Genomic DNA, 26,173 nt, shown 5'->3' with positions numbered 1-26,173 from the left:
TGAACATAGTATTAATTATATTATATTATTGTTATAGTTTAATTATATATAAATTTGTTTTTTACAAAAGAACAAAAAGGTTGGAATTTTTGAAAGGGTTTTTAGCCATAAGGCTGTCTAATGATGAATATTTTTCAATTTTAAATTTGGATGATACTGCTGTAAAGAGAGTGGTATTAGGTAAGATTGCAGATGAGACTAATGTAAAATTGGATTTTTATATTAGTGAGCATGACGACTTTTCTAATTCTGTTATTATTGGGTCTTTTTTCTTAGATAATCTTAGGAAAGAGAGTGCTAATATAAATGTTTATTTCAAAATAGATTCTATGATGCTTTATGTTTATGGTGAGTGTGATGGAATTGCAAATAAGTCTAAGTTTGATTTAAGCTCGATTAATCTTGCTGTAGGTTCGGAAGAAATTAGTGATTTAGAGAGTGCTAAGTCGAGTGATTCGCCCGTTGGTTTTAGTGGTGTAGAGCGTGGAGAGGAATTTGTTAAAGAATTTGGCAGTGTTGCTGGGCAGTATGATTCTTTAGATGGTGATTTAGATAATTTTAATGATTTACCTAATTCCCAAAATTTGTCTGCAGACGAAGAGCTTTTTAGTAATGAGAATAATTTTGATTTATTATCTGATTCTTTAAATTCAGATAATGGTACATTGGTAAGTGAAAATTTGGATTCTGATCTTAATTTAGAAAATTTTGATTTTGGCCTTACAGGAGATGGTTTTGAGAATAATATTGATGAGAGGAATGAAATTGAAGAACATGTCCTTGATGATAAAGATACTGTCAGTCGAGATGCTTTCGATTTAGATAATATTTCTGTTGATATTAGTGATTCGAGTGCTGCTTCTAATAATTCTGCTGCTAATACTGTTAAATTAGTTGAAGATGAGGACACTGATTTTAAGAGTGTTAATGTTTATACTCTGCAAGATTCTTATTCTGATAATTTGAACGTTGAGGACATTATTACCGATCTTGATAATGGGTTGGGTGAGAGTAAACTTGATGATGTTACTTTGGATTTTAGTAAGGAAGATTTTGCTACAGATATTGAAGAGAGTTTATTGGATTTAGATTCGGAAGAGGGTTTAATACAAACTTCTATGCTTTATTTAAGTCTTATTTCTTTATTTCTTTTGATATTTTTTTCATTGTTTTTGATTTTTTCTAAAGTATTAAATCCTAAAAATTTTGCAATTTATGGTTGTCCTTTTTATAGAGAAGAAAAAATTACTAAATGTGAAAATAGTAATTATGTTTAGTCAAATTATTTGTTTGTTCTTATTAAGTTTATTTTCTTGTTCTTTTGGGAAAGGGTCTTTAAATAACAATATAGTTAAAAGGAATGTTGATAATTTTGATTTAAGTCATTTGAATTGGTTATGGAATTTTGACTACGCAGGAAAAAATTTCGATGAATATTTTGGCATAGATTCAAATTCTTATGTTTATATTGCTTATCTTTTTAAAAAAATAGGATATGATAAAAAGTTTAAGGAATATATGTATAAGGCAATAAAGGGTAGCAATGATATTGCATCTCAATTTGCTGGAATTAAACTTCTTGAATATTATAATTCTAGAAGGGAATATTTTGAGGCTGAACTTGTTGGACGCAAACTTTACGAAAGATATTATAATAATAAATTTATTATATTAGGATATTTTAAAAGTCTTTATTGGCAAAAAAAGAATGATGAAGCTCTTTTGGTTTTAAATAAGCTTGAAAAGATGAATTTTGCACAATCTCAAGAGAATGAAAATCTTTTATTTAAGGCGGTGCTTTATTTTAATGCTTCTGATATTAATTCATCATTGATTTATTTCAGTAAATTGTTTGAAGAATTGCCATCAGAATATTTACACGTAAGGGCTCATGATTATCTTGTTCTTGAAGAGAGATCCAGTCTTTTAAGTTCCAGTTTTTTTAATCTTGTTAAGTTTAAATCCTTGGTAGCTAATGGAGATTTAAAAGGTGCAATCAGTATATTAAATGATGATTTTAAGAAATATTATAATAATTTTGTATTTTTAAATGATGTTTATAAAGCTTTTCTAGGTTCAGGCTATATTAGCAAGGCGTTGTCTTTTTTTAGTAGTTTAAATAGTGTTTATAAGGATTATTATTTAGGGCTTATTAATTTAAGATTAAAAAAGGACGTAGGGTTTTTTACCATAGTTAAATATTTAGAAAATACTTCTCTTGAGAATGAACCTTATAGGTTAGACATACTTAATGAAATTTTTGGCAATTTAATATTTCTGAAGAATACAAGAAATTATTTTGCTCAAAATGTAGCTAAATTTTATACGGATAGAGATAGGAATAATCTTGGCTTTATTAAGGTATTAGATGAATATATTCTAGAGGCTGTGCAACTTAAGGATTATGATAATTTATATGCACTTTATCGTAATGGTCAAAATATTATTGGTGGTGCTGTTTTATCTAAACTTGCCTTTATTAATGCAAGGCTTATACATCATAAATTGATTGCTCCTAAGTTGGGAAATGAGTATAACGAACTTTTGCGTTCTTCTATTAAGTATGATCGGATATCTTATGCCTCATTTATGAGCAAATATTTGTTGAATCAAAGTATTAATGATTTTTTTGAAAATGATTTAGATATTCATTATGATCAGTCTGATTATGAAAGGTTTTTAGAAGGGTTTTTAAAATTTAATCTTCATTCTTATGTTAGTGCTTTTGTTGCTAGTGATTTTAATAATGGTTATAAGTTTTCTCCTAATTTTTACCGTAACCTTTATGATGAACTTGTAAGACATGAATATTATTATGAATCTACACTTGCTATTAACTATCTTGTAAGACAAGATAACTCGGCTTTAAGTAGAGATGATTATAAGCGCCTCTATCCGTGTTTGTATAATGATTTAATTAGGTATTGGTCAGAGAGACGAAAACTTGAGCCCAGTCTTGTGTTTTCTTTAATAAAGGCTGAGAGTAGTTTTAAAGGAAATGCTGTGTCTAAGCCTGGTGCTATTGGACTTATGCAGATTATGCCTTTAACATCAGTTGATGTTTCTAGAGAAATTAAATATTATGATTATGATTTGAAACAACCAAAAGATAATGTTATCATAGGAACTTATTATTTAAGTAAAAGGATAAGAATGCTAGGAGAGGTATATAAAGCGCTTGCATCCTATAATGGTGGCATTGGAAATGTGCGTAAATGGGAGAGAGATTATGTGCATTTACCTAAGGAGCTTTTCATTGAAGCAATTCCTTTTGGGCAAACTAGAAATTACGTTAAGAAGATATTGGTTTATTGTGTGTTGTATGATGCTTTATATGAGGGTAAGGGAATGGATTTTATTATAGAATATATTATGGGTAAATTCCCCAAAAATTTTTAGGTTGTCGAGAACTGGATGGAAAATGTTTTAAGAGTTGTGATTTTAGGTTTTGTTCAAGGAATTTCTGAATTTTTGCCTATATCTAGTTCAGGGCATTTGTTGCTTTTAAAAAAGTTTATGCATATTGATATTCCTATGGTATTTGATATTTATTTGCACTTTGCAACTGTTTTGGTTGTAATGATTTATTATCGCAAACGAATATTAGAACTTGTGGTAGTTTTGGTAAAATTTGTTTTAAGAAAGACTACCAAATTGGATTTTGCAAAGTTGAGATTAATATTACTCATATTAATAATCACTCTTATTACAGCATTTGTTGTAATTTTTATGGAAAATTTTAATGAGTTATTTACTCTTGATTTAGTTTTAGTTAATTTTATTTTGACAAGTATTTTATTGTTTTTGCTTGAATCTAAGATTTTAATTTTTGATTTAAAAAAAAATATTTTGCTTGCAGGATGTTTAATTGGGATCATGCAAGGAATTGGAGCTATGCCGGGTATTTCTCGTTCAGGAATTACAATTTTTACCTCAGTTTTGCTTGGGTTTAGCAGGTCAGAGTCGTTTGAGATTTCGTTCTTATCTTTAATTCCTATTGTTTTTGGAAGTTTATTTTTAAAGTATAAGGAGTTATTTGAATCAGATATGCTTTTTAGTGTTTTTGAGATAAACTTGGGAGCAATTATTGCTTTTATGGTTGGATTATGTTCAATTAGTTTGTTTGTTAAAATGCTTAAGGATAGTAAACTTTATTATTTTTCGGTTTATTTAATTATACTTGTAAGTTTAGTTTATTTTCTTTTTTGATTTTAATAGAGTTATGAAAAATTTTTATCATTATTTTCATTTTTTGTTTTTTTTTATGTTGGCTGTTATATCATTCTCGCTTTTTGTTGCTTTAACCCCTGTAGGAAATATATTCATATTTTTTGTTTTTAATCTTATAGGTCATATGCTTCTAAATACTTTTTCATTTTTATCATTTTATCTAATACTTTATCCTCTTGTAAATTGGTACGTTTATCGCAACAATATGTTTAGCAAGAGATTTGTATTTAATTGGAATTATACGGTTATTTTATTTTTTACGCTGACATTTTGGTTAAGAATTAATTCTGATCTTGAGGGTTCTAATTTTATTAATTGGTTTTTGAGTAATTTTGGGATTATGCTTGGCAATTTTTTTGTTTTTCTTATTTTAATTTTGGAACTTGTTATTTGGATTTACTTAAATTATGTCATTTTTAATGATGCTAGTTTTATTTTAAATACTTTTCATTTTATAGTATTTAAATTGAAAATTTTGTTTGAAAGTATGTTTGCTTTTTTACCGTTTTTAAGTACTCTAAAAATTAAAAAAAATATTAGAGTGTATAATGATTATGATGGTAATTTGGATGTAGCTAAGACTTTTGATAAGGGAGATAATATTATTAATGATGAAGAATATCAGGCTTTATGGTCTTTTAAAGCCTTTTTAAGAAAACCTAATAAACCTTTAGATGTTAATTTAGATAAAACCATTTTTTGTCAATCAGGGGTAAGCGATGACAACTTATCGGAAGAGGAATCGTTTCAAGATTCTCAGTGTGATCTAAATATCACAGATGATTCTAAGTATAAAACATTAGCAGAATTTGAGGATAATAAGTTAGTGTCTAGTGGAAAAATTAAGGTTGGTGATATAAGGCATAAGGGCATAATAAGTAATCTTGTTAAGATTGATTATGGAAACTTACTAGTAGGTGAGAGTAGTGATAATTATTTAATAAATATTTCTGTTTTTGATCAAAGAGAACCTAAAAGTGAAACTGAAGATGTTGAATATGATCGAGAAATTCAAAAACAATCGATGATTTTACAGGAAACTTTTAAAGAATTTAATATTAATGCTAAGCTTATTGATGTTATTAAAGGACCCGTTGTTACAATGTATGCTGTTCGTCCTGATAAAGGTATTAAGCTTTCAAGAATAACTTCTATATCTGATAATATTGCCTTAAGGCTTGCAGCAGTTCGGGTTAGAATTATTGCACCAATACCTGGTAAAGAAGCTGTTGGGATAGAAATTCCTAATAAAAGACGAGAATTTATTTTAATCTCAGAAATAATAAATAGTAAAGAGTTTCAAAGTGATTTTAAAGTGCCTTTTGCACTTGGTAAAGAAATTAATGGAAGTAATGTTGTTTTTGATCTTATCAATGCTCCCCATCTTTTAATAGCAGGTGCTACTGGGGCTGGAAAATCGGTTTGTGTGAATTCACTTATTGCTTCAATTATTTTTTCAAAATCCCCAGATGATGTTAAACTTGTACTAATAGATCCTAAAGTGGTTGAGCTTAAGCTTTTTAATGATATTCCACATTTGTTAACCCCGGTTATTACTGATGTAAATAGAGCCTTGGAAGCCCTTCGTTGGTGTCTTGATGAGATGGAGAGAAGATATGTTCTTCTTGATAATTTTCTTGTGAGGGATATTAATTCTTATAATAAAAAAATACTGGAAAAAGAGTTAAATGAAGCCTCATTACCTTATTTGGTAATCATTATTGATGAATTTGCAGATTTGATCCTTTCTGCAAGAAAGGATTTAGAAAATTTGATTTCTAGACTTGCAGCTATGGCTCGGGCTGTTGGAATGCATTTAGTTCTTGCTACTCAAAGACCATCTGTTGATGTTATTACGGGAGTAATAAAGGCTAATTTTCCCTCAAGGATTTCCTTTATGGTTGCTAGTTCCATGGACTCAAGAATAATTCTTGGAGCATCAGGTGCTGAGAAACTTTTAGGTAAGGGTGATATGCTTTATGTTAGTCCTACTACACCTTTCCCTCAAAGAATTCAAGGTGGATTTTTGAATGAAAAGGAAGTTTATAGATTAGTTGAAGAAGTGAAAAAATTTGGTACCCCGAATTATATTGATGATGAAATATTTATTGATAGTGTTGTGGGAGCTGATACTGTGGTTCTAAATCCTTCAGATGAGCCTATGTTTGAGGAAGCTCTTGAAATTATTCGTTCTACGAAAAAAGCATCTGCGTCTTATCTACAGAGACGATTAAAGATAGGATATAATAGAGCTGCACGAATTATTGAGCTTATGGAAGAGATGGGATATATAGGTCCTGTAAATGGCTCAAAACCACGGGATGTGTTTATTTAGATATTAAAAAGGACATTCAATATGAATATCCCTCTATTTTATTATTTACCGATTTTTTGTTTTAACTTTCTTACTTTTTTTGCTTGTTTTCTTTTGAATGCTTTTTCTTTTTTGACGCGAATGGTAGATGGTTTTTCATAATATTCTCTTCTTTTCCATTCTCTAATTATCGCTTCTTTTTCAATCATTCTTTTGAAACGTTTTAGTGCTTTTTCTAAGCCTTCATTTTTGTCAACATTGACAGTTATCAAAAAAATCACCTCCTTATTTTTACTCTATCCTTTTAGTGTTATTGATTATTTGGTTTTTGTCAATAAGCATTTGTTCTAAGAAAAAATCTGGGTTTACTGCAACCCCATTAATTCTAACTTCAAAATGTAGATGAGGTCCTGTTGAAATTCCTGTATTGCCAACATGACCAATGTATTCACCTGTATTTACTATTGAATTCTCTTTAACTCCAAATTTTGAGAGATGTAAATAAATTGTAAATACTCCTGGTAAATGTTGAATTATTACGGTTTTGCCAGTAATTTCTCTATCTCTTGCGAATACTACTTTGCCTCTACCAGCTGAGAAAATAGGTGTTTTTTCTCTTTTAAGTGGGGCATAATCTTTTCCATTGTGCATTTTATGGCTTGATATTTTTTTCTTGTCTTGCATATAAATTCTTTGGTCTCCGTAAGGACTCGTTATTTTGTATTGATCTTTGATTGGATAAACCAATGTATCGTAGTGGTAAATTGTTGTATCTCCTATATTTCCAATTATATTCCATAATGTGAGAGCTTGTTTTTTTTCTTTAGGTGATTGTTGACTTTTAATAAGTTTGGATTTAAGCTTATTGAGCTTGACTGTTGTTTTTTTAAATTTGAGTTTTTTTATCTCTATTTCTTTTATATATGTTTTATGTTCAAATTCTATTTTAATTTTCCTTTTTCCTTCTTTGATCATTGGTGTAATTCCTATTAGTGCTATATGGTATTCTCTGTTTCCTACGTTGAATTTGAAGGGAGATGCACTTAAAATAGGTTTTTGATTTGTACCTAAAAGAGATAGTTTTTTGAAATTTTTGTTGCTTGCAAAGTAAATATTATCTCCCTGGAAAGTTTCTTTTTTATAGTAACTTTTTATGGTATCATTACTTATTGCATTGATGTTAAGTAGTCCTGTTATGAATGTAAATAAAAGGCTTTTGATGTTAAGCACTAATTTTGTCTCTTTTTGATATCAATAATTTTTAAAATTTTATCGTTTTGATTGTAAAGATCTTCACTAATTGTACATATTATATCTATATTTTGGCCATCTTTTATACCGAGTTTTTGGATACTTTGAGTTCCATTAAAGTAGATAGCTTTATAATAATCTTTATTGTTTTTGATTTTCATGCTTATATGTTTTGAATTTCCATTTTTATCAATTGTTCTGAGATCTTGAATGTATACGTTTTCCATCATAAAAATAAATTCTCTAAAACCATGTCCATAAGGTTCAAACAAGTTTATTATTTTTAAAAGTTCTTTTTTATTAAAGTCTTTAGGTATAATCGCATCTATGAGTATTGAATCTTCATATAATTCTTTGTATTCTATCTTTTCAAGAGCATTTTCAAGTTCTTTTATAAATTCACTTAATACACTCTCATAGAGAGTAAATCCAGCAGCGGCTTTGTGTCCCCCAGAATTTATTATTAAATGATTTGGTATCATCGAAATTAATTCTTTTGAATTTACTTTATTGTTTGATCTTATGGATCCTTTAATTATATTTTCTTGTCTTGTTAAGAAAACAGCAACTTTTTGGTAATAAGTAGAAAGTCTTGTTGCCATTCGAGAACTAATTCCTTTTGGAGTATGTTTGTCGTAACATACTATGAATTTATCATTTTTAAAAATAATATTCTCATTATGTGTATTCCAAGATATATCTTCTTTGCGTTTTCTTAAAATATTTATGTTTTTAATTTCTTTAAACTTATTTTCTATTTGATTAATATCTTCGGTTAATAAAAATTGAATTGTAATATCTGCTTTTTCAAGTCTTCCTGTTGAATTTAATATTGGAGCAATTTTAAACGCAATATCTGTTGCAGTGATCATTGGTTTTGTTAGTATATTTACCTCTTTTAATAGATAGTTAATGGATATGTTTTCTCTTAGTGCGATTTCTTTAAGTCCTTCTCTTACAATTATTCGATTTTCATTAATAATTGGCATGTTATCAGCAATAGTTCCTATTACGACAAATTTAAGTCTCTTAAGGCAGTTTTTTAGTAAATCTTTATTTATTTCAAATATTATGTTGTAAAATATGTAATATAGTTTTTCTTTAATATTAATTTCTCTATATTTAAAATATTTGGTAATTTGCATGAGCTCTTTTAGTGTTTTTTTAGCAAATTTAGGATATTTTTTTACGAAATTTTCACTAATGTCAATTGTTTCAATATCTATTTTTTGATTAAAAAATTCATTTAGAAGTTGATTTTGTTCATCTTTATTAAATACAATTACATATTTACTTTGTGAGAATTCTTCTAGTTTATTAATATTGATTTGTAAGTCATTATTGCTTTCTAGAGTTATATACTTTTTAAAAATGTAGTTGTTTATTTCTATTGCATGAAGTGTAATATTATTATTTAATCTTTCTAGAAATAAAAATACCATGTTTTTATTATAAAGATTGGTAGTGGAGAGGTATAGGGCAAGACATGCTTTAAAACTGACATAACATCCAGCTATTTCTTTAAATGGAGAGAGATCACCTTTTAAATGAGGGTTAATGATTATATTTTCTATGTCAATTTCTTTGTTTGGGAGATGATGGTCTGTAATTATTACTTCTATGTTTTTTGATCTTGCATAATTTGCTTCTTCAACGTTAGAAATTCCACAATCAACGGTAATTATTATTGATATTTTATCTTCAAATGCCTTATCAATTATCTCTTTTGTAAGGCCATAAAATTCTCCATTAGAGGGTATTTTATAGGTTACATTGATTCCAAAATCTTTAAGGGTTTCGTACATTATTATTGTAGCTGTGATTCCGTCGGCATCTTTGTCCCCAAAGATTAATACATTTTCCTTTTCTGAAATGGCTTCGTTCATTCTATAAATGAATTTGTTTATATTCTTTAATAAGAATGGATTGTGCATTAAATTTACGCTATTTTCAATAAAAAATAAAAAGTCTTCTTCTTTAATTTCTCTTCTAAGTAGCAGTGTTGCTTCAAAAGTGCTAATGTTATATTTTTTTGCAATATTGATTATATTTTCTTTTTTGATGTCAATTTCTTTTTTTTCCCAAATTTTCATGTCTTATTCCAGTTTACTTTATTTAAAGTAGCGTTTGTTCAAATTCTGTATTGATTTTATTTTTGATCATAATTTTGATAAGTTCTTTTGATTTACTGATTAAATTTACATTTAAGGTTTCTTTGATGTTTTTTTGAGTTGTATATTCTAAGTATTTAAAACTACCTGTATTAATATAGTTATTTTGATTACTTGTGCAATTTATGCAGTTAAATCCGTTAATGTTGATATCATAGTAGTAATGCTTGTCTATTTGTTTATTACATTGAAAACATAATTTTGATAAGTATAAAAATCCCTTTATTATTAAAAATCTTATCTTGTATTGTAAGTCAATTAATTGTGCTTTTTCTAAGCTTGTTGTGTTTAGTATCTTTGTTGATTCGATAAATAACTTAAAGCATTCTCCATCATCAAAGCTTAAATTAATAAGCTTGACCCAAAGATAAATAATTATTAGTTTTTCATAGATTAAATCTTGCATTATAAATTCTTCATCATTAACTTCTATTATTTTGCATAAATTATTTTCTTTCACTATCTCGAAATTGGCTTTTACTAGGTTATTGATGTTTGATTTAAATTTTTTTATAGTAGAATTATAAATTATTGTGTGAATAATTCCTTTTGAATGAAATAGGTTTAATAGAGAATAACTTTTTTTATGACATAAATTTGTTATGATAGCATTCACTTTATTAAACCGCATTATAACTATTGTATAATAAAAGAATTCATTATTAAATGAATTCTCAGAAAAATTTTCTTTTGTTATAATGAAGCTTAAGGAGATTGAATATTCTATGGAAGAAGTAAAAAATACTGTTTCTAAGGGAAAGAAGCCTTCAAAAAACTCTGGGGGCATTCTGCCGCATTTTGATAAGCCTGTAAGAGTACCTTTAATTGCGGTACCATCACATCCTGTGTTTCCAGGTATGTTTATTCCAATTGGTATAGTCTCTGATACTGATATGAAGGCTGTTGATTATGTGATTAAAGGTAATGGAATTATCTCCTTATTTGTATTACGTGATAAATTTTTAGAAAAATCAAAAAGTAAGAATGATAAATTAATTATCAATTATAAAAAGGATATTTATTCTGTTGGTATTACTGCTAAAATAGTTAAGAAAATTAATCTTCCTGATGGTGGATATAATATTTTTGTTTCAACTATTGATAGAGTAAAATTTGTCAAAGTTGTTCTTAATGAAGATTTTCCGATAATTGAAGTTGATTATTTAAAGCAAATTTCGATTAAAAAAGGTGATGTTCACTCAAAGGCAATTTATAGTAGTATTTTGCTTAGAACTAAAGAAATATTCTCACATAGAAAGATGCCTGAATTTCAGTTAAATATGGTTAATATTGAAGATAAGGGTAGATTGTGTGATGTTATTGCAGGAATGATTTCATCTTCAAAAGATGCTCATCAAGAAGTGCTTGAAACTTTAAGTGTTAAGGATAGACTTAAAAAGGTCTTGGAATTGATTTATGAGGAATTAAATTTAATTGAGATTCAAAATAAAATTGCTAAGAGCATTCAGGAAAAATTAGAAAAACAACAAAAAGAATTTTTTTTAAAGGAACAACTTAAAGCTATTAAGGCTGAACTTGGTGTAGGAGATGAAAAAAGTAATGAATTTTTAAAACTTAGAGCCAAGATTGATTCTTTAGCTTTAAAAGGCGAAGCTTTAGAAGCAGTTGAGAGAGAACTTGAAAAATTTTCATTTCTTGAGAAGCATTCATCTGAGTATGTTGTGGTTAGAAATTATCTTGAACTTATTACTAACCTTCCTTGGGGAGAATCTAAAGTTAATTTTGATAAATTTAATTTGCAAAGAGCAGAAAAGATTTTAGATAAGACGCATTATGGAATGAGAGAAGTTAAAGATAGAATTATTGAATATATTTCTGTTCTTAAATTAAGAAAATCTCAAAAAGGAGCTATTATGCTTTTAGTTGGACCTCCTGGAGTTGGTAAAACTTCGATAGGAACAGCTATTGCTGAAGTTCTTAAAACGAAATTTTTTAGATTTTCTGTAGGTGGGATAAAAGATGAGTCAGAGATTAAAGGGCATAGAAGGACTTATGTTGGAGCATTACCTGGAAAAATTATCCAAGGGCTAAGAATTACAAAGACCAACTCTCCTGTTTTTTTAATAGATGAAATTGATAAAGTTTCAGCATCTAATTATGGGGATCCATTCTCAGCTCTTCTTGAGGTTTTAGATCCTGAGCAAAATATTAATTTTAGAGATCATTATCTTGATTTGCCTTTTGATATTTCTAATGTGTTCTTTATTTTAACAGCCAATTCTCTTGAAACAATACCTACGCCTTTATTAAATAGAGTGGAAATAATTCAGCTTTCAGGATATGTTGATGATGAAAAAATAGAGATAGCAAGAAAGTATTTAATACCAAAGGTCTTAAATGAAAATGGTGTTAATAAAGATTCCTTAAAATTTCAAGGTTCAGCTCTCGTTCAAATTGCTAGAGAATATGCAAGAGATAATGGACTTAGGAATTTTGAAAAGTATTTAAAACAAATTGTTAGAAAAGTTGCAAGAAAACTTATTGAAGATAACTCTGTTAAAGCATACCAGATTTCTAAGGAAAATTTGGAAGAATATATTGGTATTCCTGTATTTAGAAAAGAAGAATTTTTGCATAATGTCATGTCTCCAGGTATGGTAATGGGTCTTGCGTGGACTAATTATGGTGGATCAACTTTGGTAATTGAAACTGTAAAAACTGAGTCTAAGTCTCCTGGTATCAAGTTAACAGGTAGACTTGGAGATGTGATGAAAGAATCTGCAAATATTGCGTTTACTTATGTAAATAGCATTAGTAATGAGCTTAAGTTAAATAAGTCTTTTTTTGAAAAATATATGATTCATTTGCATATTCCAGAAGGGGCTATACCAAAGGATGGACCTTCGGCTGGGATTACTATTGCTAGTGCTTTTATATCTTTAGCTCTTAATAAAGTGGTGAGACCTCATTTGGCTATGACTGGAGAGTTGTCATTAACAGGTAATGTAATGGCTATTGGGGGATTGAGAGCTAAAATAATTGCTGCTAAACGAAGTGGACTTGAGCATATTATTATTCCTAAATCAAATAAAGTGGATCTTGATGATATTCCTATTAACATCAAGAATGGCATAAATTTTCATCTTGTAGATAATATGAGAGAAGTTATTAAATTATTATTTTAAAACTTTAAAAAGTTAATTTTTATTTTGACTTTTACTATTTTTTGAGCAGAATTATTTCATTCTGTTAATATTTTATTTGTTGTCTTTAGTATTTTAACTGTGGGTTTACATAGGTAAATTAATAATGGAAGTAGTGTTAATGATGCAAGAGATGTTGTTAACATTGTAAAGGCTATGATTGCGCCAAGTGTTGCGATTATTTTATAAGTAGAAAATATTAATGTTAAAAATCCTATTCCTACTGATATTGAATTTGCAAATATTCCATTAAATACGTTGGGAATTGATTTAATTAAAGCCTTTTTATAATCTTTAGTTGTTTGATAATTTAATATAAATGCATTAAAGAAATGAATGGAGTAATCTACCCCTATACCCATACTAACGGATGCAATTGTTGCTGTTGCAGGATTTAGTGTTATTCCAAAAAGTTTCATTACGGCAAAATTTAAAAATACTGACCATGCTACTGGAATTACAATTATTATTCCGGTTTTAATGGATTTGAAGAATAACATTAGCAATATTGTTATTGCACTTAGTGTTGTAATAATATTTGTGATTTGTTCTATCACCATGGTTTTAGATATTAATATTTTGTCATACGCTCCTGAGAAGTTATATTCATGTCCTGGCATGTATTTTTCAATCAAATTGCTTGCATAGTTGGCAAAATTTTTGATTTCTTCGGTTGAATTTTGGTCAGTTCTCACAATAATTGATATTTGAGACCAATCATCATTAATGTACATCTTAGTCATGTTCTTAATAGAGTTGCTTCTACTAATTAAGAGTATTAGCTTGTTTAAAATAGCTTGATTTTCAGGAAATCTGTATTCTTTTGGATTTTCTTTTTTGAATTTGAAATTCATCAGTTTTATAATTCTGTTTATTGAACTGGATTGTGTTTTTTCAGTAAATTTATCAAGATTGTCTGTAATTAAATCCAAATTTTTCATATTTTTTTCATTTTTGAATTCACCAGTAGTCCCATTAATTTCAATTTTGATGATAGATGTTCCCCCTATTTCTTTTTGCATTAAATTGAGTGTTTGTTTGACACTTGTATTTTCTTTAAAATAATCTTTCTCGTCAAAGTTAATTTCTATTTTAAGGAGACCTATAATTGAGATTAATAAAATAATTAGAGTTATGATAGATGAGAGATATTTATTATTTAATATCCATTGTGTAACTGTTTGGTTTATCAGTGAAAGTTTTTCAAGAAAATCATTTTTTACATTTTTATTCTCCCTTTTTTTATATTTAAATGGTATGTAGGTTAATATTCCAGGTAGCACTAATAAGGACAGAAGCATTGCAATAATTACTCCTGTTGACATGAAAATCCCCATTGTTTTGTATGCCTGAATTGAAGAGTTTATTAATGATAAAAATCCGAAAGCTGTTGTAAGAGAGGTTAAAATTATGGGTGTTTTTAGAGTTTTAATTGTAGTTATTATTGTTTTTTCAGTGAAAGGTTCGTTTTTAATTCTCTTTAATATTCCATTTAGTATATGTACAGCATTAGCACATCCGATCGATATAAGGAGAACTATCATTGTTGTTTCTGGAACAGTAATGGGGGACATAACAATGCTTTTAATTCCAAATGTCCAAGTTAGTGCAAATGTTGCAATAAGTACAGGAATTATTGCTCCCAATACATTTTTTACAATAAAATAGAGTGATAAAATTACTACAAGGGTAGCAAGTGGGCCTAACAATTTAAAATCGTCAGCCATGTAGTTAAGTATTTTTTCCCTTACTATAAGATCTCCTGTTAAGTAAAGTTTAAGATCATCAGTCTCATATCTTTTAATTGCTGCTTCCATTTCTTCAAGTTCATTCTTTAAACTTCGGCTAAAATTTGTTTTGTCGTCTGTTGTTGATATGACTATAAAGTATATTAAAGTTTCATTATCATTTAAGAATATGTTTTTTATGAATGATGATGAATTTACTTTGTTTCTTATTTCAGTTATATCTTCATCTGTATATATATCTTTTTTAAATTGTGGAAAGTAAGTAAATATACTTGTAACAGAGTTGGGTTTTACTTTGAGTATTTTGGTTATATCATTTGCTACTTTATTAATTTTTCCAAAGGTTTCTTTATTAAAAATACTTTTTTTGTCTTTAAACATAACTATTGTTGATAAGAGCGAATTACTTTTGTTTATGTCTATTATTTTTTCGGTTTTTTCGTTTTTTGGGATAAGTTTCAAAATATTGGAATCGAATTTTATGTTTTTTAGGAAAAATCCTAAGTAAATTGTTATTAATGTAAATATCATTAATATAAAAACTCTATATTTAATACTTAGGGTTTCCAAATCCATTTTTGCCTCGTTATCTTGTTACTATATTTATCAGTTTATCTTTGACCGTAATGATCTTTATTATTTGCTTATTTTGTATATTTTGCATGATTTTGTGATTTTTAAGTGCAATATCTTTAAGAGTGTCCTCTTTTATACCTTTGTTTAATATAATTTTGTCTTTAATTTTTCCGTTAACTTGTAGTACAATCTCTCTTGTATTATCAATAATAAGATTTGGATCGTATTTTGGCCACTTTGCGTTTTTGAATATACTAGGTTTTTCGCCCATATACTCCCATAGTTCTTCTCCTAGATGAGGCGCAAATGGTGATAGGATAATGGTTAGGGGTTTGAAGATTTCCAAATAATTTTTATCATGTTTTAAAAGTTCATTTATGAATATCATCAATGATGAAATTGCGGTATTAAAATTTAAATTTTCTATATCTTCTGTTACTTTTTTTATTGTTTTGTGAAGTCCGGATATTATTTCTTTTGGTGCTGATTCTTTTGTTAGTTCTTTGTTTTTAATGGCCCATATTTTGTTTAAGAATCTAAAAATTCCAATTAGTCCTTGTGTATTCCAAGGTTTTGAATCAGTTAAAGGTCCCATGAACATTTCGTAGATTCTCATTGAATCTGCTCCGTATTCTTTAATAATGTCATCTGGATTTATTATATTTTTGAGTGATTTTGACATTTTGGCAATTATTTGTTTTAGTTCCTTATTATTTGTTTTGGAAAAAAACTTATTATTTCTCTTTTCAACCTCGTCATTGGGAATTAAAATGCCATTTTCATCTTGATATGCAAATGATGTTATCATTCCTTGGTTGATGAGTTTTTTAAAGGGTTCTTTTGTATTGACATATCCTAGATCATAGAGAACTTTGTGCCAAAATCTTGCGTATAGCAAGTGTAATACTGAGTGCTCAGCACCTCCGATATAAAGATCAACGGGCATCCAGTAATTAATTTTTTCTTTACTTGCAAATTCTTTTTCGTTGTTTGGATCAAGGTAACGTATGTAATACCAGCAGGAACCTGCCCATTGAGGCATTGTGTTTGTTTCTCTTTTATATGTTTTTCCATTACGTTTAACATTGACCCAATTTTGGACTTTTGCGAGAGGAGATTCACCTGTACCTGATGGTTTGTAATTTTCTATTTTTGGGAGTTTTAACGGTAATTCATCTTCTTCTAATGGTGTTTCATTTAGATTATCATCAAGTATAATAGGAATGGGTTCACCCCAGTATCTTTGTCTTGAAAAAACCCAATCTCTGAGTTTATAATTGACTTTTTTTTGACCCTTTTTGTTTTTTGTAAGCCATTCTATTACTTTTGTTTTTACCTCTTCAGTTTTGAGGTTGTTAAATTCTTCTGGGGTATTAATTGAAATTCCATTCTCAGTAAATGGTTTTCTTAGTATTTCATTGTTTCCTGTTTGAGACACTACTTGTTTGATTGGCAGGTTATATTTTTTTGCAAATTCAAAATCTCTCTCGTCGTGTGCTGGGACACTCATCACAGCTCCAGTGCCATAAGTTCCAAGTACATAGCTGCCTATCCAGATTGGGATTTCTTCTTCAGTTATTGGATTAATAGCATATGCGCCTGTAAATACTCCTGTTTTATCTTTTTCAAGCGAAGTTCTTTCAAGATCGCTTTTAAGGATTTCTTTGTCTTTATATTCTGAAGTTATAGTTTTAAGTTCATCTTTTGTGATTTCATCGACTATGTTATGCTCTGGTGCCAGTACTAAATATGTTACTCCAAAAATTGTGTCTGGTCTTGTTGTAAATACTTTTATCTTTTCTTTGCTTGCCTTTATTGAGAATTCAATTTCGGCTCCTATTGATTTTCCAATCCAATTTTTTTGCATTTCTTTAACAGATTCAGGCCAGTCTATCTCTTCAAGATCTTTAATTAGCCTCTCTGCATATTCTGTGATCTTAAGAACCCATTGTCTTAAGGGTTTTCTTTTTACTTTATAAAACCCTCTCTCAGATCTGGGCCCATCAGGTGTTTGGATAACTTCTTCGTTCGATAATACTGTCCCAAGATCAGGGCAGTACCATACGGGCATTTCTTTTATGTAAGCTAGACCTTTTTTGTATAGTTTTAGAAAAATCCATTGTGTCCATTTGTAGTAATTTTCATCGTGAGTTCTGATTTCTCTATCCCAATCATAGGCAAATCCTAATGCTTTAATTTGTTCTTTAAACTTTTCAATATTTTTTTCTGTTATTTTTTTTGGATGCTCTCCTGTTTGTATTGCATAATTTTCTGCGGGTAATCCAAAACTATCAAATCCCATTGGGTGAAGTACATTAAATCCATTTAAGAGTTTATATCTTGTTAAGATGTCAGTTGCTGTGTAACCTTCAGGATGACCGACGTGAAGTCCATTAGCTGAAGGGTAGGGGAACATATCAAGAATATAGATTCTTTTCTCTTTAGGAATACTTGTATCTTCATTAACTTTATATGTTTTATGTTTATCCCAATAATTCTGCCATTTTTTTTCTATTTTGGTAAAATTGTACTCAGACATCCGCCCCTCAGTAAATAGTAATATTCCATTTAAGGTTTATATATATTTTTTTATATTCATAGTTACTTCATTGAAAAGCAAATTAAATATTTAATACTTTTATTAACTTAACAGTTTGTAACATTAGATTTTCTCTTAAAGCATGCTGTGGACTGGACTTGAACCAGCATGGGCTTACGCCCACTAGCCCCTCAAGCTAGCGTGTATACCACTTCCACCACCACAGCGCATACATATTATATTTGCTATTTGAAAAGTTTGTCAACTTTTTTAATTTTTTTCTTTCTTATAATGTAAATTATTAAAATTATTATTGTGATGATGATAAATGCTATTAATGATATGATCCTAATTTTAGGAAATATTAATTTAAACGATTCACCTATCTTAAAGCTTAGTATAAAGTAAGTTGTAATTGATATCATGGCTGCAAAAAAGTCAGTTATAAGAAAATTACTGGTACGCATATTGCCCATTCCTGCTGATATAAATATTGCGTTTCTAAATCCAAATGGAATAAATCTTCCAAATAGTAAAGTTAGGCTTCCGTATCGTTTATAGTAATAGTTCATTTTATAGATCAATTTATTTGTTTGTTTTTTTTGTTTTAAGAATTTGTTAGCTAATAATTTGCCTATATAAAATGAGATTATATCGCCAATATAAGCACCCCAGAAAATTCCTAGAAAGATTAAGATTGTATACTCATTTTTTCGACTAGAAAGTATTCCCCCCATTATTACTATTGCATCTTCAGAAATGGGAATGTTAAAACCTGCAAGAATAAGTAGTCCAAAAAATACAATTGGAGAATAAGCTATATTGAAATCTATAAATTCTAGTATGGTATGCATAATACCTCGTTATTTTTTTTTTGTTTTGTAAGTTAAATATATGCTCATTAAGATTAGATATAGACAATAAAAAATTATTAGTGTTTTACCTATCTTTAAATAAGTGTCTGACAGTTTTGTGAATGTTATAAGTATTACTGATAGGGCTGTTATTACTGTTACAGGAAGTGTTATATGTTTGAATTCTTTTGTTTTTGAAGGGTAGATGAATTTAATTGGTGCAAAACTGAATGTGATACATAATAATATTATACTAAGATTTGTGGTTTGGTCTAGTTTGAAGATTATGTTAAAGATTATTAACAAATTCCATAAAGATGGAAAACCTCTAAAGTAATCGTCGCTAGTTTTTGCGTCTAATCTTGAGAATTGGTATGCTGATGCCAATAAAATTCCAATGCAAGTTATTATTTTGTATTCATTGCTTATGAAATTACCGTAGTAAAAAAATATTGTGGGAATGAACGTATAGTTTATGTAGTCTACTATATTGTCAAGAAGTTCTCCATTTATTGTTGGGATTATTTCTTTTATTTTTAATTTTCTTGCCAGTGTGCCATCAATCCCATCAATTAAAAGTCCAAGAATGGTAAGTTTTAATAAAAGATTATAATTTGTGTTTATTATGGAGATTATTGAGTAAAGACTGACTATTAATCCGGAAGCTGTTAAAATATGTACTGACCAGGCTAAAATAAGATTTAATAATTTCCTCAAAGCTTACTCCTTTATTAAAATAATTTTTTTACATCTTCAAGACGTTCTTTGAATATATTAATTGTATTTTTTATTGTTGATTTTAAGCTTAAATCAACACCAGTAACTTTTAAGGATTCTAAGGGATATTTAGAACCTCCTATTTTCAAAAAATCTATGTAATTTTTGGTAGCATCTTTTTTGTTATTTTTTATGTTTTTATATATCAAAAGAGCAGCTGTGATGCCTGTTGCGTATTGATATACGTAAAATGGTGAGTAAAAATGAGGAACTCTAAGACATTCGAGTGAACTGTTTTCATCGAATTTAAAATTTGGACCAAAGTATTTTTTTAGTAAGTTTAAATAGGTTGTCTTAATTGTTTCTTTTACCACTGGCTCATCTTGATTGATCATTTCATGGATGATATATTCAAATTCGGCAAACATTGTTTGTCTGAAAAATGTTGCAAGTAGGTCATCGATTTGGTTTAATTTAATGTATTTTATTTTTTCGATATCATTTTCATTTTTTAGTAAATAGTCTGCAAGTATTTGCTCATTCACTGTGGATGCTATTTCTGCTTCAAAAATAGAATATTGATATTGAGGGAATGGATTATTTTTGATACTAAAATAGGAATGCATAGAGTGTCCTGCTTCGTGGGTAAGGGTAAACATATCTCTTATTGATTCATCTTTGTAATTCATTAATATATAAGGTTTCCCATTATATGATCCTGCACTAAATGCCCCTGCTCTTTTTCCTTTATTTTCATATTTGTCAACCCAACGTTCTTCTAAGAGACCTTTTTTTAGTACTTCTGTATATTCGCTTCCTAGTATTTCTAGAGATTTTAAAATTTTGTCACAGGCTTCTTTAAAGGAGTGTTTGAATTTGATGTTTTTTGTTAGAGGAACATAGACATCATAATGATTAAGATATTCTTGGTTAAGTATATTTTTTCTAAATTCGTAATATTCATGAAGTACAGATAGATTTTCGTTAACCGTTTCAATTAAGTTCGTATAAACTTTTTTATCAATATTGTTTTGAAAAAGTTTCATTGAAATAGTATCTTCAAATTTTCTTGTTTTGGCTAAAAATTTATTTTTATTGATATCGGCAATTAAGAGGTTGGATAATGTATTTTCATGTTTTTTATATTCTTGATAAAATTTCAAAAAAGCTTCTCTTCGTATTTCTTGATTTTCATTTTGAAGAAATAGATTGTAAGTGGCATTACTTAATGACTTTCCATCAATTTCTCCAAATTCCATGTCCGCATTTGTTAGTGCAGAAAATATATCATTATAAGATGAGTAAAGAGATGTATAGTTAGCTAATATTCTCTCTTCGTCTTTGCTTAAGACGTGTTCTTTTTCTCTTAAGATTTTTTCAATAGCTATTTTTTTATCTTTGAGTTCTATGTCCTGCAGCCATTCTTTTATTTGGTTTGTGTCTGTTTTTAAAATTTTTGGGATAAAAAATGAAGTGGAATTTGATGCGTATGTTTCTAAGTTGATATTGATTGCTCGAAGTTCGTTTGAGGTCTGATTGCTTACATCTGTTTCTAATTGAATGTGTGTGTAATATACTGTTCTCTCCAGTTCTTCTTCAATTTCATAGTAATCATTTAATGCTTGTTTAAAGATGTTTAGGTTGAATTCTAATTTTTCATATTTCTTGAAGTCTTGAAGTTTTAGTTTTATTTTTTTGACTGTTTCCTTGTATTCTTCATTGTTTTTAAATAGAGAAGATAAGTCCCACTTGTCATCTTCATTAATTTTGCTTCTCTCTAGCATCAGACTTGCTCCTTGTTAATATGCCACTAATTGTGATTTATAAATAATAACCATTTTAAATCTTTACTTGTAATTTTACAATTGAGTTGAATACTTGATTTGTATTGTTTTTTAAAATCTGTTTTTTTTGGGTATTAATTTAAAGATTGCATTAAAAATTTTTTAAATTTAGCAAATGCAATTCCTCTATGGGATATTTTGTTTTTTTCTGTAAGAGTTAATTCACTGAGTCTTTTATTATTTGCAGTTAAAAATATTGGATCATATCCAAATCCGTTTTTTTTATAACAATCAATATTCGAAGCAATTGTTCCATTGAGGATGCCTTCAAAATTGGTTATTGTTCCGTCTATAGAGATATGACTGACTATACATATAAAATATGCTGTTCTATTTTTTTTATCTTTCATTAAGTCTATGATAAGATGGTTTTTTTCATTTGTTCCTAGTTTTTTTCCTAATTTATATTGATCATATCTTTTAGAGTAAATTCCGGGTTCTAAATTTAAAGCTTTTATGCATAACCCAGAATCCTCACTAAAAACAGATTTTTTTTTGTCTAAAGATTCAAATAGAGTTTTTGCTTTTAGCAAAGAGTTTTCTTTAAAAGTTTTGCCTGTCTCTTTTACATCGAAGTTTTTGGGAATTTTGATTTTTATGTTAGGTATATCTAAAATTTGTTTTACTTCGTTTATTTTATTTATATTAGTAGTTGCAAAGAATAATGTTTTCATTGTATATAATAATAAATCATTTATTTATATTTTTGGTATTTCTATTGTACTTATAGAGATAATTTATGATTTAATGGAGATAGTGATTATATGGAAGGTAAATTTTAGAATTGGGTGGGTATTACTTGATATTAAACATTAAAAGCATTAAATCAGAATTTGTAGCTTTCAAATAGGTTTTAAATGTTGAAATCTCTGTTGATGAGTGAATAAGTGGTGAGGGGTTTGTGATGAGAGACAGAAGAGATTTTAGAATTTTATCTTTTTTTAAAAAATTGGATAAGATCTTTTTTACGATTTTTAGTTCCTTTTTTAAACTTTTAAGTAGTGTTTACTCAATTTTTAGGCAAAATATTAGCTTTATGATTATACCTCATGTTAAAGGGGATGTTAAGAATATAAAGATTTCTTTCTTAACTCTGTTTTTATTTTTTCTATTTTTTCTTTTGATTTTTATAGGGTTTGTTTTGCTTTCTATTAATTATGTTACTCTTAAATCTATTGTTAAGTCTACTGAGAAAAGTTATGCACTTGCTGAATCTGAAATTGAGGATTTTAGAAACACAGTTGTAGAAATTAATTCTGTTGCTAGTAATTTTTCTAAGGTTTTGGATGAACTTAATGTTTCCTTAAAAATAAAAGAGAATAATATTGATCTAAATCGGAGTAAATTAGATGGGGATCTTGCGGATTTTCTTGATTTGCAAATGTTAGAAGCCAATGCACTTAAAGAATTAAATGATCTTAAAAATGTTAAGAATACAATAGAAGGGTCAATTTCTCCCCTTAAGAGTATTGTTAAATTACTTCATTCTCAAAATAAATTATTAAATGATATTCCTTCGCTTTGGCCAATTGTTAAAGGCGATGGTATTGTTTCTCTGCATTTTGGTCCGGCTATTGAGCCTTTTACCAGGCAATGGTATATTCATAAGGGTATAGATCTTGCAGGTGTGAGAATTGGAACAGCGATTGTGGCAGCTGCTGATGGTGAAGTTATTAGAGCTAGTTATCAGGTAACAGGTTATGGTAACTTTGTTCAAATTAAGCATAAGTATGGACTCTCGACTCTTTATGCGCATATGTCTCGTTTAAACATTTCTAAGGGTTCTTATGTTAGAAAGGGCCAAGTGATTGGTTTTCTTGGTCAAACAGGGTATTCAACAGGTCCGCATCTTCATTATGAGGTTCGCATAGGATCTCAAGTTGTAAATCCTGATATGTATTTAAATTTAGCAACGGGGGCTTCAAAATAAATGTTGAATCTATTGAGTATTAAAAAGGATAAGAAAAGTTCGTCATCTTTTATTTTTGCTGATGTAAAAACAATTGTTGGAAAAGGTGATTTTTTTAAAGGAGAATTAATTTCAAATAATTTTATTCGAATTGATGGTGATTTTTTAGGAACCATTAATTCTACTAAAAGGGTTATAATTGGAGAGACAGGACGAGTTAAGTCAAATATTAATGCAAATGAGGTTGTTGTTTCTGGGATAGTTCTTGGAAATGTGCAGGCTAGCAATAAAATTAAGATTTTTCAGTCAGGATGCATTATTGGCAATATTTCATGTAAGTCAATTGAGGTTGAAGAAGGAGCAATTATTGATGGGTATATGAATATTGGTATTGGAAGTCTTAGTTTTTCTGAAAAAGATGTGTTGATTTATACGGGTTCTTATAAGGTTGATGAAGGTGTTTTAATTGAAGTAAATAAGGAAATGAGTAGCGAAGAATTAACTAAGAATACTTGCATAGATGATCGTGATAAGTACTTATTTGATGACGAGCAAGATAGATGAAGATTAATAATTTAGTTGCAGGAGTTTTAAATCTTGATTCAAAAGACTATAAGGCTACTAAGAAGAAAGTTAATGTTAATAGAGCAAATATTTTTTCTTCGATATTTAAAGCTGAACTTGTAAGAGAAGATAAGCATTTTATTGTTTTTGAAAATGGTGAATTTAATCTTGAATTAATTAAAGATATGTTAGACAAGATTAATGATGTTGGTGAAAAGCTTTTAAGTGAACCTTCTCGTCAAAATGTAATTTTTTATAAAAAAACTATAGGGGAATTTTTATCTGTTGTTTTATCATTTTCTGTTTCGCTTAAAGAACAAAGGGGAGGTAATAATGGAGAGCTTAAAAGACCTAAATATCGTATTATTAGGATTATTAATGAAAAGCTTGATAGGCTTGCTTATTCTGTTTTGCAAAATCAGGTTTCTCAGATTAAACTTTTAAGTAGTCTTGAAGAAATTCAAGGATTGCTTATAAATTTGCTTAAGTGAGGCCGAGTTTTCTCTTTTTTTTGAGGTTAGTATTTTTATTTTATTTAAATTTGTTATAGACAAAAGATAGGACAGGACCTGAAAATTGAGCACTATTTTTGTACAGGTATAACTATTGAGGTATTCTTTTCCTTATAAAATAATATAAGCTTATGATACATGAGAATTTTGGAATATGGAGGATTATATCATATCCTCCATATTTTAAACTAAATATTTTGTTGCTATATCTTTAAAGCTTTTTATTTGCTCTGTTTTCCATTCTTTAGATTTACTAAGTTTATGCATCATAATTTCAGCAACCTTTGGTGTAGATTCAATTGTGGCTTTTGCATTGAAAAGTAACGATCTTGTTCTTCTTGATAAAATGTCTTCGACAGTTTTTGCTTGTTCAAATTCAATGGCAAAGGTTATTTGTGCTTCATTTAATGGCAAATCTGTGTGAATCTTTTTGTTAAAGTCTTTCATTTGACTTAAATATTCGAAATCACTTCCATAAGCTCTAAAATATTCAGGAATTTTAAGTGCTTCTTCTCTTTCTATGTATCCATGCAGCTTGAAATTTTCTGTTATAGACGTTGAATCAGGTATTAAATTTTCTTCTATTGCTCTTTTTAGAACTTTTTCAGCCATCTTTCTGTAAGTAGTATATTTGCCTCCGGCAATTGTAATGAGATTTGAGTCTGATACAAATATTTTATCGTTTCTTGATATTTTTGAGGTATTTTTTTTTTCTTTGGGATCTACTATTAAGGGTCTAATTCCTGAGTAAACACTTAAAATGTCATTTTTGGTTATTTTAATATCTAAGTAATTATTCATATTTTTTATTATGAATTCAATTTCACTCTCTAGTCTTTTAGGCTCTTCTTCAATTTTGTTTATTGCAATATCTGTAGTTCCGCAAACAATGACATCATACCAAGGTACAGCAAATAGGATTCTCTTATCACTTGTCTTAGTCATAAGCATTGCATATTCGGTATGTATTTTATCTTTTTTAATTACCAAATGTGTTCCTTGGGAAGGTTTTATAATGTTAGCTGCATTAGTATCATCTAATTTTCTGATCTCGTCTGCAAAGATTCCTGTTGCATTTATTATGCATTTGCTATTAATGATGACTTGTTTTCCAGTCATTCTATCTTTAATAATAGCACCAGATATTTTGCCATTTTTTTTGATAAAATTTGTGGGTTCTGTATAATTAAACGCAATTCCTCCTTTTTCAGTGAAAGTTCTAAGCATGCTTATTGCCATTCTGGCATCATCAAATGAATCATCGTAATATAAAACAGAGCATTTAAGGCCTTTGGTTTTGATATTTGGCATTTTTTCTATTGTTTTGGATTTTGATAATAGCTTTGTTTTATACTGAGATTTTTTATGCTTGCCAAGAAGGTTGTGATACCAACTTAATCCGAAATAATAGTAAGGGATATTTAAAATGTTATATATGGGCGTAACAAATGCACATTTACTAACTAAGTGGGGTGCATTTGTTTCAAGTAAAGCTTTCTCATATAAGGCCTCTTTTACTAAAGGCACATTTAATTGTGCTAAATACCTTACGCCCCCGTGTATTAGCTTAGTTGATCTAGAGGAAGTACCTTTTGCATAATCAAATTTTTCAATGAGTAAAGTTTTGTATCCTCTTGTAATTGAATCTATTCCAATGCCAAGGCCAGTTGCTCCTCCGCCAACTATTATTAAGTCAAAACCTTGATTATCAATATCTCTTAATTCTTTTTTTTTATTTTTACCCATAAAAATCAGATATTCTCCTTATTAAAATTATAGT

At 28.5% G+C, this 26,173-nt stretch carries 19 protein-coding genes and 1 tRNA gene; 8 read left to right on the top strand and 12 right to left on the bottom strand.

What is annotated here, in order from left to right; all coding sequences use genetic code 11:
- The first annotated feature begins 89 nt into the window (after nucleotides 1-89).
- Genes bpuSUM_RS01305 through bpuSUM_RS01290 form a run of 4 tightly spaced genes read left to right on the top strand, consistent with a single transcriptional unit; the run spans nucleotide 90 to nucleotide 6,565 of the window.
- Nucleotides 90-1,277, top strand: a complete 1,188-nt coding sequence (locus bpuSUM_RS01305; RefSeq protein WP_247065441.1) for a hypothetical protein — start codon at nucleotides 90-92, stop codon at nucleotides 1,275-1,277.
- Nucleotides 1,270-3,399 (top strand): flagellar assembly lytic transglycosylase, encoded by a 2,130-nt coding sequence (locus bpuSUM_RS01300; protein ID WP_247066251.1) that lies wholly within the window; start codon nucleotides 1,270-1,272, stop codon nucleotides 3,397-3,399. Before bpuSUM_RS01305 ends, bpuSUM_RS01300 begins: the two co-directional genes overlap by 8 nt.
- Nucleotides 3,400-3,414: 15 nt before the next feature.
- A complete protein-coding gene (locus bpuSUM_RS01295) occupies nucleotides 3,415-4,209 on the top strand; it encodes an undecaprenyl-diphosphate phosphatase (RefSeq protein WP_247065440.1) in 795 nt (264 codons plus the stop codon).
- 13 nt (nucleotides 4,210-4,222) lie between these two features.
- The gene (locus bpuSUM_RS01290) at nucleotides 4,223-6,565 is read left to right on the top strand and encodes a DNA translocase FtsK (RefSeq protein ID WP_247065439.1); all 2,343 of its coding nucleotides are present in this window, start codon (nucleotides 4,223-4,225) and stop codon (nucleotides 6,563-6,565) included.
- Between the two features lie 41 nt (nucleotides 6,566-6,606).
- Here bpuSUM_RS01290 and rpsU read toward each other — a convergent pair whose 3' ends face one another.
- From rpsU to bpuSUM_RS01270, 4 genes are read right to left on the bottom strand one after another with little or no spacing between them, the layout of a single operon-like run.
- A complete protein-coding gene (gene rpsU, locus bpuSUM_RS01285; RefSeq protein WP_025375292.1) occupies nucleotides 6,607-6,816 on the bottom strand; it encodes a 30S ribosomal protein S21 in 210 nt (69 codons plus the stop codon).
- 19 nt (nucleotides 6,817-6,835) lie between these two features.
- Nucleotides 6,836-7,774 (bottom strand): M23 family metallopeptidase, encoded by a 939-nt coding sequence (locus bpuSUM_RS01280; RefSeq protein WP_247065438.1) that lies wholly within the window; start codon nucleotides 7,772-7,774, stop codon nucleotides 6,836-6,838.
- Nucleotides 7,774-9,888, bottom strand: a complete 2,115-nt coding sequence (recJ, locus tag bpuSUM_RS01275; RefSeq protein WP_247065437.1) for a single-stranded-DNA-specific exonuclease RecJ — start codon at nucleotides 9,886-9,888, stop codon at nucleotides 7,774-7,776. The genes bpuSUM_RS01280 and recJ overlap by 1 nt, the downstream gene beginning before the upstream one ends.
- A gap of 22 nt (nucleotides 9,889-9,910) precedes the next feature.
- A complete protein-coding gene (locus tag bpuSUM_RS01270; RefSeq protein ID WP_247065436.1) occupies nucleotides 9,911-10,597 on the bottom strand; it encodes a hypothetical protein in 687 nt (228 codons plus the stop codon).
- A 67-nt stretch (nucleotides 10,598-10,664) separates the two neighbouring features.
- On the opposite strand from bpuSUM_RS01270, the gene lon reads away from it, so the two are divergent.
- Nucleotides 10,665-13,112: an endopeptidase La gene (gene lon / locus bpuSUM_RS01265; protein ID WP_247065435.1), complete on the top strand. Its 2,448-nt coding sequence runs from the start codon at nucleotides 10,665-10,667 to the stop codon at nucleotides 13,110-13,112.
- Nucleotides 13,113-13,168: 56 nt separating this feature from the next.
- On the opposite strand, the gene bpuSUM_RS01260 is transcribed toward lon, so the two are convergent.
- The 7 genes from bpuSUM_RS01260 to rdgB all read right to left on the bottom strand — a co-directional run bounded on the left by bpuSUM_RS01260 (nucleotide 13,169) and on the right by rdgB (nucleotide 22,082).
- Nucleotides 13,169-15,454 carry an efflux RND transporter permease subunit gene (locus tag bpuSUM_RS01260; protein WP_247065434.1) on the bottom strand — a complete coding sequence of 762 codons (2,286 nt, stop codon included), beginning with the start codon at nucleotides 15,452-15,454 and terminating at the stop codon, nucleotides 13,169-13,171.
- 10 nt (nucleotides 15,455-15,464) lie between these two features.
- The gene (gene leuS, locus bpuSUM_RS01255) at nucleotides 15,465-17,993 is read right to left on the bottom strand and encodes a leucine--tRNA ligase (protein ID WP_247065433.1); all 2,529 of its coding nucleotides are present in this window, start codon (nucleotides 17,991-17,993) and stop codon (nucleotides 15,465-15,467) included.
- Nucleotides 17,994-18,136: 143 nt separating this feature from the next.
- Nucleotides 18,137-18,220 (bottom strand) — tRNA-Leu (locus bpuSUM_RS01250).
- Nucleotides 18,221-18,238: 18 nt separating this feature from the next.
- The gene (locus bpuSUM_RS01245; RefSeq protein WP_247065432.1) at nucleotides 18,239-18,847 is read right to left on the bottom strand and encodes a DedA family protein; all 609 of its coding nucleotides are present in this window, start codon (nucleotides 18,845-18,847) and stop codon (nucleotides 18,239-18,241) included.
- Nucleotides 18,848-18,856: 9 nt separating this feature from the next.
- A complete protein-coding gene (gene pcsA / locus bpuSUM_RS01240) occupies nucleotides 18,857-19,564 on the bottom strand; it encodes a phosphatidylcholine synthase (RefSeq protein WP_247065431.1) in 708 nt (235 codons plus the stop codon).
- Between the two features lie 14 nt (nucleotides 19,565-19,578).
- Nucleotides 19,579-21,348: an oligoendopeptidase F gene (pepF, locus tag bpuSUM_RS01235; protein ID WP_247065430.1), complete on the bottom strand. Its 1,770-nt coding sequence runs from the start codon at nucleotides 21,346-21,348 to the stop codon at nucleotides 19,579-19,581.
- 134 nt (nucleotides 21,349-21,482) lie between these two features.
- A complete protein-coding gene (rdgB, locus tag bpuSUM_RS01230) occupies nucleotides 21,483-22,082 on the bottom strand; it encodes an RdgB/HAM1 family non-canonical purine NTP pyrophosphatase (protein WP_247065429.1) in 600 nt (199 codons plus the stop codon).
- Nucleotides 22,083-22,312: 230 nt separating this feature from the next.
- On the opposite strand from rdgB, the gene bpuSUM_RS01225 reads away from it, so the two are divergent.
- Genes bpuSUM_RS01225 through bpuSUM_RS01215 form a run of 3 tightly spaced genes read left to right on the top strand, consistent with a single transcriptional unit; the run spans nucleotide 22,313 to nucleotide 24,372 of the window.
- Nucleotides 22,313-23,338 (top strand): M23 family metallopeptidase, encoded by a 1,026-nt coding sequence (locus tag bpuSUM_RS01225; RefSeq protein WP_247065428.1) that lies wholly within the window; start codon nucleotides 22,313-22,315, stop codon nucleotides 23,336-23,338.
- Nucleotides 23,339-23,881 (top strand): bactofilin family protein, encoded by a 543-nt coding sequence (locus bpuSUM_RS01220; RefSeq protein ID WP_247065427.1) that lies wholly within the window; start codon nucleotides 23,339-23,341, stop codon nucleotides 23,879-23,881.
- A complete protein-coding gene (locus bpuSUM_RS01215; protein ID WP_247065426.1) occupies nucleotides 23,878-24,372 on the top strand; it encodes a YaaR family protein in 495 nt (164 codons plus the stop codon). The genes bpuSUM_RS01220 and bpuSUM_RS01215 overlap by 4 nt, the downstream gene beginning before the upstream one ends.
- Nucleotides 24,373-24,576: 204 nt before the next feature.
- Here the strand turns inward: bpuSUM_RS01215 and bpuSUM_RS01210 are convergent, their stop codons facing one another.
- A complete protein-coding gene (locus bpuSUM_RS01210; protein WP_247065425.1) occupies nucleotides 24,577-26,139 on the bottom strand; it encodes a glycerol-3-phosphate dehydrogenase/oxidase in 1,563 nt (520 codons plus the stop codon).
- Nucleotides 26,140-26,173 lie beyond the last annotated feature (34 nt).

Source organism: Borrelia puertoricensis (assembly GCF_023035875.1).
Lineage (GTDB): Bacteria > Spirochaetota > Spirochaetia > Borreliales > Borreliaceae > Borrelia > Borrelia puertoricensis.
This window is presented reverse-complemented; position numbering and strand designations above follow the sequence as displayed.

Coding starts and splice junctions, on each gene's coding strand:
- bpuSUM_RS01300 (WP_247066251.1), top strand. CDS start 1,270: ATGTTTAGTCAAATTATTTGTTTGTTCTTATTAAGTTTATTTTCTTGT.
- bpuSUM_RS01295 (WP_247065440.1), top strand. CDS start 3,415: ATGGAAAATGTTTTAAGAGTTGTGATTTTAGGTTTTGTTCAAGGAATT.
- bpuSUM_RS01290 (WP_247065439.1), top strand. CDS start 4,223: ATGAAAAATTTTTATCATTATTTTCATTTTTTGTTTTTTTTTATGTTG.
- recJ (WP_247065437.1), bottom strand. CDS start 9,888: ATGAAAATTTGGGAAAAAAAAGAAATTGACATCAAAAAAGAAAATATA.
- bpuSUM_RS01270 (WP_247065436.1), bottom strand. CDS start 10,597: ATGCGGTTTAATAAAGTGAATGCTATCATAACAAATTTATGTCATAAA.
- lon (WP_247065435.1), top strand. CDS start 10,665: ATGAAGCTTAAGGAGATTGAATATTCTATGGAAGAAGTAAAAAATACT.
- bpuSUM_RS01260 (WP_247065434.1), bottom strand. CDS start 15,454: ATGGATTTGGAAACCCTAAGTATTAAATATAGAGTTTTTATATTAATG.
- leuS (WP_247065433.1), bottom strand. CDS start 17,993: ATGTCTGAGTACAATTTTACCAAAATAGAAAAAAAATGGCAGAATTAT.
- bpuSUM_RS01245 (WP_247065432.1), bottom strand. CDS start 18,847: ATGCATACCATACTAGAATTTATAGATTTCAATATAGCTTATTCTCCA.
- pepF (WP_247065430.1), bottom strand. CDS start 21,348: ATGCTAGAGAGAAGCAAAATTAATGAAGATGACAAGTGGGACTTATCT.
- rdgB (WP_247065429.1), bottom strand. CDS start 22,082: ATGAAAACATTATTCTTTGCAACTACTAATATAAATAAAATAAACGAA.
- bpuSUM_RS01225 (WP_247065428.1), top strand. CDS start 22,313: ATGAGAGACAGAAGAGATTTTAGAATTTTATCTTTTTTTAAAAAATTG.
- bpuSUM_RS01220 (WP_247065427.1), top strand. CDS start 23,339: ATGTTGAATCTATTGAGTATTAAAAAGGATAAGAAAAGTTCGTCATCT.
- bpuSUM_RS01215 (WP_247065426.1), top strand. CDS start 23,878: ATGAAGATTAATAATTTAGTTGCAGGAGTTTTAAATCTTGATTCAAAA.
- bpuSUM_RS01210 (WP_247065425.1), bottom strand. CDS start 26,139: ATGGGTAAAAATAAAAAAAAAGAATTAAGAGATATTGATAATCAAGGT.